The sequence below is a fragment of the Candidatus Njordibacter sp. Uisw_056 genome (assembly GCF_047730085.1).
Taxonomy (GTDB): Bacteria; Pseudomonadota; Gammaproteobacteria; order Pseudomonadales; family Balneatricaceae; genus Njordibacter.
The window spans coordinates 1,511,365-1,525,001 of the sequence record NZ_CP159830.1; the positions used below are offsets into that span (position 1 = coordinate 1,511,365).

General features: G+C 43.9%; 12 protein-coding genes and 4 tRNA genes. 7 read left to right on the top strand and 9 right to left on the bottom strand.

The annotated features are described in order from the left end of the window. Nucleotides 1–110: 110 nt before the first annotated feature. Nucleotides 111–461, top strand: a complete 351-nt coding sequence (locus ABXT60_RS07350) for a cupin domain-containing protein (protein WP_443629511.1) — start codon at nucleotides 111–113, stop codon at nucleotides 459–461. Nucleotides 462–650: 189 nt separating this feature from the next. After that, nucleotides 651–1,685: a phytoene/squalene synthase family protein gene (locus tag ABXT60_RS07355; RefSeq protein ID WP_443629512.1), complete on the top strand. Its 1,035-nt coding sequence runs from the start codon at nucleotides 651–653 to the stop codon at nucleotides 1,683–1,685. Nucleotides 1,686–2,016: 331 nt separating this feature from the next. Here the strand turns inward: ABXT60_RS07355 and ABXT60_RS07360 are convergent, their stop codons facing one another. The 9 genes from ABXT60_RS07360 to ABXT60_RS07400 form a co-directional block, all read right to left on the bottom strand. Beyond that, nucleotides 2,017–2,205, bottom strand: coding sequence for a hypothetical protein (locus tag ABXT60_RS07360; RefSeq protein ID WP_443629513.1), 189 nt, complete (start codon nucleotides 2,203–2,205; stop codon nucleotides 2,017–2,019). Next, a complete protein-coding gene (locus ABXT60_RS07365) occupies nucleotides 2,196–2,480 on the bottom strand; it encodes a hypothetical protein (RefSeq protein WP_443629514.1) in 285 nt (94 codons plus the stop codon). Before ABXT60_RS07365 ends, ABXT60_RS07360 begins: the two co-directional genes overlap by 10 nt. Nucleotides 2,481–2,949: 469 nt before the next feature. Further along, entirely contained in the window at nucleotides 2,950–4,068 is a 1,119-nt protein-coding gene (locus ABXT60_RS07370) for a flagellin N-terminal helical domain-containing protein (RefSeq protein ID WP_443632085.1), read from the bottom strand. 435 nt (nucleotides 4,069–4,503) lie between these two features. Continuing rightward, nucleotides 4,504–4,588: transfer RNA gene (locus tag ABXT60_RS07375), tRNA-Leu, on the bottom strand. A gap of 52 nt (nucleotides 4,589–4,640) precedes the next feature. Next, nucleotides 4,641–4,716: transfer RNA gene (locus tag ABXT60_RS07380), tRNA-His, on the bottom strand. A gap of 50 nt (nucleotides 4,717–4,766) precedes the next feature. Further along, nucleotides 4,767–4,843: transfer RNA gene (locus ABXT60_RS07385), tRNA-Arg, on the bottom strand. A 19-nt stretch (nucleotides 4,844–4,862) separates the two neighbouring features. Then, nucleotides 4,863–4,939 (bottom strand) — tRNA-Pro (locus ABXT60_RS07390). Between the two features lie 130 nt (nucleotides 4,940–5,069). Further along, nucleotides 5,070–6,461, bottom strand: coding sequence for a cysteine--tRNA ligase (cysS, locus tag ABXT60_RS07395; protein ID WP_443629515.1), 1,392 nt, complete (start codon nucleotides 6,459–6,461; stop codon nucleotides 5,070–5,072). Between the two features lie 14 nt (nucleotides 6,462–6,475). After that, a complete protein-coding gene (locus ABXT60_RS07400) occupies nucleotides 6,476–8,158 on the bottom strand; it encodes a glutamine--tRNA ligase/YqeY domain fusion protein (protein WP_443629516.1) in 1,683 nt (560 codons plus the stop codon). Between the two features lie 178 nt (nucleotides 8,159–8,336). Here ABXT60_RS07400 and ABXT60_RS07405 point away from each other — a divergent pair, with 178 nt between their 5' ends. From ABXT60_RS07405 to ABXT60_RS07425, 5 genes are all read left to right on the top strand, one after another. After that, entirely contained in the window at nucleotides 8,337–8,840 is a 504-nt protein-coding gene (locus ABXT60_RS07405) for a peptidylprolyl isomerase (RefSeq protein WP_443629517.1), read from the top strand. Between the two features lie 4 nt (nucleotides 8,841–8,844). Further along, nucleotides 8,845–9,558, top strand: a complete 714-nt coding sequence (locus ABXT60_RS07410; RefSeq protein ID WP_443629518.1) for a UDP-2,3-diacylglucosamine diphosphatase — start codon at nucleotides 8,845–8,847, stop codon at nucleotides 9,556–9,558. 246 nt (nucleotides 9,559–9,804) lie between these two features. Beyond that, the gene (locus ABXT60_RS07415) at nucleotides 9,805–10,767 is read left to right on the top strand and encodes a taurine ABC transporter substrate-binding protein (RefSeq protein ID WP_443629519.1); all 963 of its coding nucleotides are present in this window, start codon (nucleotides 9,805–9,807) and stop codon (nucleotides 10,765–10,767) included. 135 nt (nucleotides 10,768–10,902) lie between these two features. Beyond that, the gene (locus tag ABXT60_RS07420; RefSeq protein ID WP_443629520.1) at nucleotides 10,903–11,703 is read left to right on the top strand and encodes an ABC transporter ATP-binding protein; all 801 of its coding nucleotides are present in this window, start codon (nucleotides 10,903–10,905) and stop codon (nucleotides 11,701–11,703) included. Continuing rightward, the gene (locus ABXT60_RS07425) at nucleotides 11,703–13,634 is read left to right on the top strand and encodes an ABC transporter permease (protein ID WP_443629521.1); all 1,932 of its coding nucleotides are present in this window, start codon (nucleotides 11,703–11,705) and stop codon (nucleotides 13,632–13,634) included. Before ABXT60_RS07420 ends, ABXT60_RS07425 begins: the two co-directional genes overlap by 1 nt. The last annotated feature ends 3 nt before the right edge of the window (nucleotides 13,635–13,637 follow it).

Genomic DNA, 13,637 nt, shown 5'->3' on the forward strand with positions numbered 1-13,637 from the left:
ACAATGAAGTGTTTTGTGAAGCAGCCAAATCAGATATTTTCCTGTATCAATGACGATCTCATGTAAGTAGTATTTATAGTACTATTGGCACAGAAAAAAGGACGTTTTTAATGAAGCATTTGTTTAAGCTCGACAATCAACAATTAACTGAGGTAATTAGTGACACTTTAGAGGGATGGACCGTTGTTCGGGGTAGTCCTACAATGAAAACTTGGATACTCCATACATCCAATGATGGCAGTATGATTTCTGGTATCTGGACAGCCACCCCAGGCACCTATCATGCTACTTATGCCGAATATGAATTCGTTCATCTCATAGAAGGCCGTATCACCATTACACCCGATGGTGGACAACCCATGGACGTAGGCCCAGGGGATGCCTTTGTGGTAGACGTAGGGTTTAAAGGTACCTGGGAAATCAAAGAGTCTGTGGTTAAGCATTTTGACATTAAGCTATGAGGTTTATTACGACGTATGACTGATGTGTCTATTCATTCAAAGTATGTGCCTAATTGATTAAAAGTATGGGTAGCGTTTCTTTTATTTAACATAGCCATTGTATAGACCTCAAGGTCGATTTTCATGAAATTTTCAAGATTAAGGTTGCCAGCCCCACCCTTGTTAACCATTATCAGTTAAACTTAGTCTATGAATCGATTTCGGCTGATAGATACCAGTGGCCATACGGACAGTGAGTATCAAGACTATATTTTACAAGGGGTATCACGTACCTTTGCGTTAACTATTCCCCAGTTGTCAAAGGATCTTGTGCAGGTGGTGGGCAATGCCTATTTATGGTGTCGTATGGCCGATACTATTGAAGATGATCCACAGCTTGCCTTAGCCCTAAAAGGACATTTTAGTCACCAACTCGCAGGCTTGTTAGAGAGCAAAGAGTCGACTACCGCTTGGGTGGCAGAATTACAGCCGCAGCTGCACCAAGATACCGCACCCGCTGAGCTCGACTTAATTGCCAACAGTCAGCGTATTTTGCGTTTATTTCGTAGCTTTAGCCCAACCCAGCAACGCATTATTCAGCAATGCGTAGCCACTATGGTGCAAGGTATGATGCACTATCAGGCCCATCAACCCCACTCAGGTTTGCCTAATATTCCGGCGCTTAACGACTATTGTTATCATGTGGCCGGTATTGTTGGTGAGATGCTGACATTGCTCTACTGCGATTACTCGAGCAAACTCAGACACAACAAAGCCCAGCTTATGCCCTTGGCCGTATCCTTTGGCCAAGGTTTGCAAATGACCAATATTCTCAAGGATATTTGGCAAGACCAAGGTCGTGAAATTTGCTGGTTACCGCAAGATGTATTTAGCAAATACAACATTGAATTACAGGATTTATCAAAGCAACGCACCAACCCTGATTTTCACCGGGGAGTGAGGGAACTGGTGGCTATTGCTCATGGTCACCTGCAGGACGCCTTAAGCTATACACTAATGACCCCAAAGGCTGAACAGGGCTACCGCAACTTTTGCCTATGGGCCATTGGTATGGCCTTATTAACCTTAAAGAACATCCATAAGCAGCCCGATTTTGAACACAGTTCGCAGATCAAAATTTCCCGCAATAAGGTTAAAATCATCTTTGTCGTGACCCGTTTTATTGGCCGCAGTAATAGCTTGGTTAAGTTGTTTTTTAAACGTGTAGCCCGCGGTTTACCTTAATAGCAATTGGTTTAAAAAAGAGCCGTAGGTTTACTTTCAAAGACTGACGACGAGCCTCAGGCAAAGCAACCGTTTTCAGGTCAATCCCTAAAGTGAAAAATCAATGCTCCTTAAGTGTTAAAGCTATCTTCTAGTATAGGCACCCCACAGGCCCTTTAAAAGTCCAGTAAGTGATTAATAGTCTATAAGCAGATCCCTCAGGCTTATAGAGCCTTTGAATACCAATAGCTACAAGTATACTAAGATATATTTAGTATATATTAATTCCCTAATTTATAATCTCCAGAATATGCCTCTGATTTGTCTTAAAGTCTGGACACAGTCATTATTGCTAGCCCAAAAGGTTCTCCCAAGCCTTATCAAGGTCACCCCCTATGCTAGGCAAAATGCTAAGGTCAACTTCTTTTCCTACCTCACCCAGAGCTGAATCAAACGATTTTTCAAATTCATCTGATTGTAATTGAGACAGTGAGTCTTTGAGGGTTTCATTTTCTTTGATAGCTTTCCCAACTAACTCCATGAGCTCTTCAGATTTTTTTTGATCAAATCAGCCAATAAGATTGTAGTTACAATGTCATTTACCATTATATAAAAGCTTTTGCCATATATGCCCGATTCTATTTCCCCTGCCTTATTATTTGCTACCAAATTTGCTTTACTTTGGGCGGACATCCCTTTGTATACTTTGCCATCAGGACCTAATACTTCTCCAGTTTTGAAAGTGAGAGCTATTACTTGATGGTTTGGCATTAAACTAACAATTAAACAAAGACTGCTAAGTAATAACTTTTTCATAACGGCTCCTCAATTCTGATCTATTCAAGTGGTGCAGTTCATTCTAAAGTTGGCTTTTATCTATATTTTTTATTAGATTAGGTTTTGATTGCTATGTTTACCGTGAAATTTTCACCATAATTGGGGTTTAATAGCAAATCAAAGCCCTCCCTTTTTCCTCCTGTACCCCTTCAAACACAGGGATGTTTAACCATTAACTTTTGTAGTTGGCCCATGTTAAGGTCTAATACCAACCCAAGACCTAAAGCTATTATTGTATGTTATCCATAGATGAGGCGGCTTTGATATAGCCTTTAGAACTTCTTTCCCACACTGAAGCTTGCTGAGTTACCACTCACGCCACCTATTGAGAGAGGTGGCGTGCAACACCCAGGGATTGTCAATAATCCGTTTCCATATTGGTGTCCACAATACGTTAGCCATTTTTGGCCGTTTTATAGAAAATGGCTTAACTTCACCCTACCTTTTGCTACTTCAAAAGCTGTAATACACTTTCGCCAGAGGCATTAGCTTGGGCTAGCATTGCAGTGCCTGCTTGCTGAAGCACTTGCGCTTTAGCAAGGTTTGCTGATTCAACCGCATAGTCTGCATCTTTAATACGAGACAGAGCAGTAGACTGACTTCCCACCCGATTCATCAAGTTAGAGACTGTATGATCAAGCTTTTTGGAGAGTGAACCAAGGTCTGCACGGTAAGCGTCCACCTGAGCCAACGCCAGCTCAATACTGCTCATCGCAATACGTGCAAGGTCGCTATCTTTTATGCTTGTAGCACTTGTAACGACCGGGGTCACAACCTCTAGGGTCATTACTACCCCAGGAGCCGCCCCTATATTTAACCTATAAAAACCTGATCCTATATCATCCCAAGCATCATTTATTTTTGCATTACTTTGCATCTTTGAGGACAAGGCATCAAATGTGGTTTCGGCATCAGTTACGAACGCTTGAATAATCTCTGTTCCATCAACTGTTATTCTTAAAACCTCAGTTGCTTTAACCGTATCCGCTACGTCTAGGGAAACGATCCACCTGTTGCTACCGAGATAAGACGTCGTTCCTTCACGCTCTGTGCTAATCAATTCAAAACCAAGCTGAGCACTGCGAATGTCTTGAAAAGACAATATGATTGAGTCATCGGCAGAATCGCCAACATGAATACCAGTGGTGGTAGCGGATGAAAGAAGGGCCGTTCCATTGAAGTCTGTTGTCTGCGCTATGCGCGTAATTTCGACCACAAGACCCTGATATTCGTTATCCATTGTGGTTAAACTTTCGGCGGTGTATGTTTCGTTAGCAGCCTGCACGGCCAGCTCTTTCATACGAGCAAGCATATTACCAATTTCTTCCATGCCACCTTCAGCCACTTGTATCATCGAAATACCATCATTGGCATTTCTTATGCCTTGATTAAGGCTCATCACCTTCACTTCCAACTTATTGGCAATGGCCATTCCAGCCGCATCATCTGCAGCTGAGTTGATCCGTTGACCAGACGCCAGGCGTTCCATAGACGTTTCCATGTCACCACGTGAAGCTTTCAAATGCCGCTGAGCAGTCAAGGACGCAACGTTTGTTCCAATTACCATTCCCACATTAACTACACCTAAGGTCAATAAACTAACACGATAACGATACAACTTTTGAACTAAAGAACGTTCGATTGAGGCTGTGTCAAAGACGGATGTACAATGACTATCGACAGGTTTAGACCAAACTAAAGGAATAAGCTAAAATAAAGGCTTTTAAGGCGTATTTTGGTGTCCATTTACTTAACAGTTGATTGGGTTTTATTAAGTTTGGGATTTAGACGGTAATTCAGCTTTCTTGGCTGACTTAGCCTTGAGACAAATAATAATTCGATTAAGGATGTAATGAGACTTTAAATCACGAGATGTGGACTTAGACAAGTAATATGTATCAGATTTAGTATAGGTGTGCTTTGAAAAAACGTCTACCACGCTTGTCTTAACTTAAGAAAACGTATGTATAACAACAAGATAAGATGCCCTGAGGGCTAGGAATGGTGCGGACGGAGAGACTCGAACTCTCACACCTTGCGGCACTGGAACCTAAATCCAGCGTGTCTACCAATTTCACCACGTCCGCTTAATCAACTCAGGCTAGGCCTGCGTTCATCGTACTTCTTTATTGTATGTAATGGGGTGGACGATGGGGTTCGAACCCACGACCACCGGAATCACAATCCGGGGCTCTACCAACTGAGCTACGCCCACCACTACGGCACTACATAATATATTATTTACCAGCTATACCTTTGCGACGTTGGTACGCCCTGAAGGATTCGAACCCTCGACCCACGGCTTAGAAAGCCGTTGCTCTATCCAACTGAGCTAAGGGCGCATTTTACTGCGGTAAATAATGGTCGGGGTAGAGAGATTCGAACTCCCGACATCCTGCTCCCAAAGCAGGCGCGCTACCAGACTGCGCTATACCCCGATTTCCTCCACAACGCTACTGCCAATTGGCTCATGCCGTTGAAGAGGTGCGTATATTAAAGCCGCTGCTCTGTTTCGTCAAGCTTATTGTATGGTTTTTTATCAATAAAACCAAACTGTTAAAATAAACTTCAATTCGAGAGTTCACGTTTCCAGCCAGTACCATCTTTACTGTCTTCCAATACGACACCTGCTTCTTTTAACTGGTCACGGATTTGATCTGACAACGCAAAATTCCGGTCTATTTTTGCTTGATGACGCTGTGCAACCAGAGCATCTATGTCTGCATCAGCTAGGTCGCCCTCACCCGCCTGGCCTCTTAAGTAGGCATGTGGCTCTAGGGCTAACAGACCCAAAATATTACCCAAGCCACGCATCTGACTGGCCAGCACAGCTGCGATGGGGTCTGCATCACGCTTAAGGCGATTTATCTCACGTGCCATCTCGAACAATACAACAATAGCTTCACGGGTATTAAAATCATCATCCATGGCCGCATTAAAACGATCTAGATAGGGGCCTTCAAGAGCTACATCGGTTAGCTCAAGCTGATCCATTGCGGTATAAAGCCGGTCTAGTGCCCGTTGAGCTTCAACCAAAGCCTCCTCGGCATAATCAATTTGGCTGCGGTAATGGCTTGCTGTAAGCAAATAGCGCACGATTTCTGCAGGGTATTTGGCTAATACCTCACGTATGGTGAAAAAGTTGCCTAACGACTTTGACATTTTTTCTTTATTAACTCGAACTGCACCCGCATGTAACCAGTAGTTTACAAAGGTTTCACCATTAGCTGCTTCAGACTGAGCTATTTCGTTTTCATGATGTGGAAAAGGTAAGTCTGGGCCACCGCCATGAATATCAAAGTGGTTACCTAAACAACATTTAGTCATCGCCGAACATTCAATGTGCCAACCAGGGCGCCCATTTCCCCATGGCGAAGCCCAAGACACCTCGCCCACTTTTGCGGCTTTCCACAACACAAAATCAAACGGATTTTCTTTAACGTCGTTAACATCAACCCGAGCTCCTGCTCTCATGTCTTCAAGTTTACGATTAGTCAGCGCACCATATGATTCAAATTTATCAACGCGATAATAGACGTCACCATTACTTGCTGCATAGGCGTAGTTTTTAGTAATAAGTATGTTTACCATGTCAATAATGTCAGGTATATGGCCTGTTGCACGGGGTTCTTGGTTAGGCGGCAACACACTTAAGGCACGCTCATCTTCATGCATCGCGTCAATAAACCGATTCGTTAGCTGCTCACAAGACTCACCATTTTCTGCTGCACGCTTAATGATTTTGTCATCAATATCAGTAATGTTTCGCACGTATTCAACTTGGTATCCCGCATGCCTTAAGTAACGAGTAATCACATCAAAAGACACCATTACGCGAGCGTGGCCAATATGGCAATAGTCATAAACCGTCATACCACAAACGTACAAGCTTATTTTACCTTTCTCAATGGGCGTAAAGGGGACCTTACTATTACTCAACGTATTGTGAAGCTGCAACATAATTAACTTTTCCGTTAGCCCTTCTTGGCCCAAGAGTCACGTAAAGTGACTGTGCGATTAAATACTAAGCGATCTGTCGTGGAGTCTTTATCAACACAAAAGTAACCCTCACGCTCAAACTGAAACCGCTCTCCATCAGTGGCCAGCGCTAAAGAAGGCTCTGCCATAGCACCTTCAATAAACCGCAGGTTGTCTGGGTTTACATAGGTCATAAAATCAATGTCTTTATTACCATCTGGATTCGCATGGCTAAACAGGCGATCGTACAATCGTACGTTAACCAATTCATGATGGCTGGCACTTACCCAATGCACTACACCATTTACCTTGTAGCCTTCTGGCTTTTTACCTAAAGTATGTTCATCATAGCGGCACAGTAGCTCAGTCACTTTGCCATCAGCATCCTTTATAATGCCTTCGCAAGTAATAATGTAACCACCGCGCAGGCGCACGGACTGATCTGGTGCCAATCGCTTCCACTTACCCTCTGGATGCTCAGCAAAATCTGCTTGATCGATATATACCTGCTTAGACATCACTAGTTGCCGTTCGCCCATGGCATCGTCCTTAGGGTGCTTTGGCACTACCAAGGTCTCTGTGGTGTCTTGGACCCAATTAGAAATAGTTACTTTTAATGGCTGAAGCACACACATGGCCCGAGATACTGTTGAGTCCAGATCATCTCTAACACTAGATTCTAAACGCCCAAAATCTGTAACTCCCTTACTGCGAGCAACAGGCGTTGCTGCACAGAAATTACGTAACGATTCTGGTGTATAACCACGTCGGCGCATCCCTGAGATTGTTGGCATGCGCGGGTCATCCCATGCGGTAACAGTATGGCTGTCTACTAGTTGTTTCAGCTTACGTTTACTCGTAATTGTGTAGTTAAGCTCCAAACGAGCAAACTCATACTGGCGCGGACGACGCGATCCGCTTGGCAAGGTGACATGGTCAATGAACCAATCGTATAAAGGCCTATGATCTTCAAATTCTAGGGTGCAGATGGAATGCGTTACTTGTTCTAACGCGTCAGATAACCCATGGGTAAAATCGTACATGGGGTAAATGCACCATGTATTGCCTGTCTGATGATGATCAATATGCCTAATGCGGTAGATAATTGGATCACGCATATTCATATTAGGTGATTGGTTATCAATTTTGGCACGCAATACTCGCTCGCCATCAGCAAATTCACCTGCTCGCATACGGGCAAAAAGATCTAAATTTTCTTCAATACTGCGCTCACGATAAGGGCTATCCCTACCGACTTTAGTAAGATTTCCCCGATATTCTCGCGCTTGGTCTGGACTTAAGTCACAGACATAAGCCAAACCTGTGTTGATTAGCTCAAGGGCAAAAGTGTGCAGTTGTTCAAAGTAGTTTGATGCATAAAACTCTTCTTGGCCCCAATCAAACCCTAACCACTCCACATCTCGTTTGATAGACTGAATGTATTCATCACTTTCTTTTTCTGGGTTAGTGTCATCGAAACGTAAGTTACAGCGTCCCTCAAACTCGTGTGCCATGCCGAAATTTAAATGCATCGAAGTAGCGTGACCCACATGCAAGTAGCCATTAGGTTCTGGTGGAAAACGAGTCACGACTTGACCATCACTCTTGCCCTTTCTCACATCTTTGGCGATGATATTACGAACAAAGTTTGACGCCTGTACGACGGTTTTTTCGGCCACGAATGGATCTCCTTAAGGCTTGCAGTGAAAAACCAATAATTATATGTCTTTTACAGCCTGCCTTGCTAGCAAAATTCGTGGGAATTTAAATGCCAAACTGAGGTCAGCGATTGCATCCATAGGCTGTGAGCTTCATAATACACTTTCTTTATTAACAACTACTTCCTAAGGCTGCCGCATGTCAAATGTATTAATGCAAACCAACTTTGGTGACATCACCATTGAACTTAACTATGAAAAAGCACCTATTACAGCTGCTAACTTTGAACAATACGTCCGTGACGGCTTTTACGATGGTGTCATTTTTCACCGTGTTATAGACGGCTTTATGGTGCAAGGCGGCGGTTTTGACGTGAGCATGGATCAAAAAGAAACCCGCGCCAACATTGAGAACGAAGCCGACAACGGCTTAACTAATGATGAAGGCACATTGGCCATGGCTCGCACTATGGACCCACATTCTGCATCTGCACAATTCTTTATTAACGTTGGTGACAACGCTTTTCTTAACCACTCAGGCAAAAACTCACAGGGCTGGGGCTATGCTGTATTTGGCAAAGTAGTTGAAGGTATGGACGTGGTTAACACCATTAAAAAAGTGCCTACCACTTCTAAGTCTGGCCACCAAGATGTGCCAGCAGATCCAGTCGTTATTGAATCTGCTACTATGATAGAGGGCTAACGCCTTGCGTCGCCTGCTCATTGCCGACTTACACCTGCACCCGGCTCGGCCGGAGCTTAGTCGTGCACTAATTGATTTTTGTCAGCAACGAATTAATGCCGATGACGAACTTTATATATTGGGCGACCTATTTGAAGCTTGGATAGGCGATGATGTAGGCCTAGTCACTCATGCCGATACCATTGCCTGTTTAAAACAGCTTACCCTTAAAGGCACTAAAGTGTTTTTCATGGCGGGTAATCGGGACTTTTTAATTGGTCCAAAGTTTAGCTTAGCTACAGGGGTGCAAATTTTAGATGACCCTACAGTGGTCAACTTTGATGGCCAACATGTTTTGCTCATGCATGGTGACACCCTATGCACAGACGATATAGGCTATCAGGACTTCCGTTCACTTGTGAGAGACCTTAGTTGGCAAAATGACTTTTTAGCTATGTCCCCTGCATTGCGTATGCAACAAGCCAATGACTATCGACAGCAAAGCCAGGCTTTAACGGCGATGAAGCCCAATGACATTATGGACGTTAACGCTGATGCTGTTAGCCATGTTATGAATCAGCACCAGGTGAGGTTGCTTATTCATGGCCATACTCATCGCCCACAGGTGCATCATTTAAATAATGGAGACCGAGTTGTTTTAGGTGACTGGGGGGGGCATTTTGATTATTTAAGCTGGCCACAAGGTCAAGCCTGGCATCTTATTAGAGAGTCAATTTAAGGCTTAATTTAGTTTTCTTCTAAGGTTTATTGAGTTTTTTTATTTTTTGGCTCCAGATAAATAAATGTTTGGTTCTATTTCACACGTCTATATCCACTCTAATATCGTTCCCCAGTTGGGTAAAGCATGAGCGTCCACTGCCATGTCCAGCTTACCGAACCTTTATGACAGGTCTAAAATCTGTACTAATAACTACAATATCGGTCCAATACCGCATGGTAAAAGGACAACAAAAGGAACAGGGTTATGAAAACTTTATTAAAAACATCAACTGCAGCGATTGCGCTTGCCTTAGCAGGTAATGCAGTTGCAGATGTAAATGTAGCGTACTTTTTAGAGTGGGCAACACCAAACCAAATTGCCAAGGTAGAAAAAGCATACGACGACGCTATGGGCGAAACGGTTAACTGGACTAACTTTGGCTCAGGCGTAGGCATGACTGAAGCGATGCTTTCAGGAGATATCGATATCTCCTACTCACAAGGCCTTACACCTTTCGCCAATGCTGTTAATGCAAATGCACCGATCAAGATGATTGCTATCGCTGTAGCTTACGGTGCTGCCGATGATTGTATCGTTCGCAGTGACTCTGGCATTACAAAAGACAACGCTTCAGAACTTGAAGGCCAAACTGTTGCAGTGCCACTAAACACGATGGCTGACTTTGGTTTTCGTATGACCATGTCTAACTTAGGTGTTGATGTGTCTCAACTAACAATCGTTGACCAAGAACCAGCCGACGCTGCAGTTTCTTTGGCTGATGGGGCGGTTGTAATGGCCTGCGCTTATGGTGCTAACTCATTAGCTAAGATGAAAGAAGTTGGCGCACCTATGCTTACTCCGGCAGAAAAAGCGGCAGCTGGCATTAGTAGCTTCGACATTATTTCTGTAACCGAGACTTTTGCCCAAGAACACCCTGATTTAGTTCGCACATTTGTTGAAGTTACTCACGAAGCAAACGCCGCTTGGGCTGCAGACCAGTCTAAGCTAGGTGTTATTGCTAAGGATGCGGGCATGACTGAAGAAGCAACGACTTCTCAAATGTCTGGCTTTACTTTCCCAACAGTAGCTGAGCAAAAGCGTGATTACTTTGGTCCTGACGGTATCGCTCGTAGCATGGTAGCCTTTATGGGTAACATGTTTGCAACCAGCGACACTCCAGCTCTTGCCGATTACAATGTAACTATCGATACGTCTTTCCTAGACTAAGATAGTTTTAGTACCACGCGGCACCCTCTAGGCTGCCGCGTTTTTTGCTACCGACAGTGGCATAAGCGCTGATTTGAAGTGAGCGCAGCAATTAATCCCTATTCCCAAAAACTATACCTATAAGAGTTACCCATTATGAGTGACCTAGTTTCAGATAATCTAAATATGCAGTTCACTACGCCTTCTGGGCTAGTTGTCCATGCTCTAAAGGATGTGAGTTTTACACTTAAAAAAGGCGAGTTATTGTCTGTTTTAGGGCCATCAGGCTGTGGTAAAACAACCCTACTTAACATTGTTGCAGGCTTTCTTAAACCCACCAGCGGTTCAGTGGAGCTTGATGGCAAGGAAATAGAGGGTCCTGGAGTAGACCGAGGTATGGTATTTCAGCAAGGCGCCTTATTTGAATGGCTCACTGTGGCTCAAAACGTAGACTTTGGATTACGTATGAAAGGCGCAGATCCAACTGAAACAGCAAAAAAAGTAGATGAATGGTTAGAAATTGTAGGCCTAGCAGGCTTTGGCGACACACCCACTTACCAGCTTTCTGGCGGTATGCAACAGCGTATTGCCTTGGCTCGTTGTTTAATTAACGATCCAGACCTCATCCTTATGGATGAACCTTTAGGCGCTCTAGATGCCCTTACTCGTGAAAAAATGCAGTCACTGGTATTAAAAATCTGGAAAGAAACCGGCAAGACCATCATGATCATTACCCATTCTGTAGAAGAAGCGTTGATGTTAGGTGAGCGTTTATTTGTAATGGCACCTCGGCCTGGTAGATTGCACAAAGAATACCACTTACCATTTGCAGAAATGGGTTTAACTCAAGACCCTCGCGATATTAAAAAAACTCAACATTTCAGTGAAACCCGGGAAGAAATTCTGTCCATGATTTGGGATATGGAAGAAGAAATCATGGGTGGGGGGTCACTATAATGAGCGAATTCCTATTTGAACAACGTAACACTATTGTTGCTTTTCTTATTATTGGTTTAATCATCTCTTTGGCTTTATCTATTGTCAAAGGCCGCCGAGTTATGGCGACAGAAAGAACTGACTTAGTATTTGGTAATCCGGCTAAAGCGCTTGGCGGCTGGTATTGGATCATTACTGGTATGTCCTTTGTGATGCTTATTTGGTTTTACTTTTCTTGGGACGCCGCACGAGCGTATAACCCAAAAGCGGCTAACGAATTATGCCAAGTTGCTAAGGTAGAAAGCGCCATTAAACCCATGCGTTCTCAATTCCCACTTGATAAACAAAACTTGCGTGGCACAGACCTTATCGCAAGGGATAGCGCACAACTGGAACGTATTAATAACAGCCTACAGACATTGGCCCTGCAGAACTCTGTAAAACTCGAAGCTGCTGCCATACTCACTAGTTTACATAGCGCTTTAGTAGACCAAGCTAACCCGGTATATATGAAGGCTAGCTTGGCAACAGAGTTTAAATCCATCGCTGCACGTATTGACAGCCTAACAGCTAATTTCAATGATCCAGACTTTCCTGGACAACCTACAGTGGCTCAGCAGGCTGCTGCAGCTGCCCAACCCGGTTGGGGTGATACAGGAAAGGAAATTCCTGTGTTGGCAACTACCCCGCTAGGCTATCGCTATGAGGCCATCGCTGCCGAAATACGCCTTATCGCTAAAGACTTTGTTAAGCTTCGTAACACTAGCCCTCACTTATTAGCGCAAGTGGCTGACATAAACTCACGCATTAAGGACGCTAAAGCCCGTTTTAAGGCAGACATCAATATATCTATCGAAGAACAAGAAGCTCGTACCAGGTTATATAGCCAACTCAATAAGATGCTTAAGCGCATCGATGATGGTGCAATCTACCCACCCAACAGTCTAGATGACATACAATCCTCCTTGGTGGCTTTTGATAAAACCCATATCGCACAACAAGGCAGTCTAAAAGCGTTTGATACTTGGATGATGCCTGGTGGTCGAATTATGGCCGGTAATAGCGCTTGCAGTGAACAAGGGTCAGGTCGTTGGTTACCAAAACCCTCAGACACCTTAGGCACCTTAATGCGCATTGCTGATCCAGATATCGGATTTAAAGACATTCCACTACTTTGGTATCGTTGGCAACCTGTAGGTGGCATGATCGCCTTCCTGTTTCCAGACTGGATTGCCGAACTAGTACCTGGTGATTATCCGCGTCACACCCAAAATGGTGAGATTAAAAGCAACTTCAAATCTAACGTGCAAGACTTTGTTACTGGCAATTACGAGTCCTTTTCTATTCCTGTGCCTATGGGACACATGTGGGACTCCATTATTCGAGTAGTGATTGGTTTATTTTTTGGCATTATTTTAGGCGTTCCACTTGGGTTATTTATGGGTTTAAGCCGTTTTGCAAAAGGCTTTTTTGATCCTATGGTTGAACTATACCGACCTGTTCCACCTTTAGCATGGGCGCCATTAATCCTCACTATTTTTGGTATTCAGGATGATGGTAAAATCTTCCTACTGTTTATGGTGGCTTTTGCCATTATGGTTATATCGGCTCGCACAGGTGCCACGGGCACACAGCTTTCTAAAATACATGCAGCGCACTCTTTAGGTGCTAGTCACCGCCAAATTCTCAGGCGCGTTATCTTACCAAACTCTCTGCCAGAGATTCTTACGGGGATTCGTATCTCCATAGGTGTGTGCTGGGGTACCTTGGTGGCAGCGGAAATGTTGGCAGGAACTACAGGTATTGGTTTTGTAGAAAACGTTGCACGCAAACAATCAGATTACGAAGTAATCTGGGTGACGATTATAATCCTAGGCGTACTTGGCCTTCTGTTTGATCTCATTATGCGCGCCGTTATAACCCGCACTATTCCATGGCGTGGCAAAGGCTAAGTG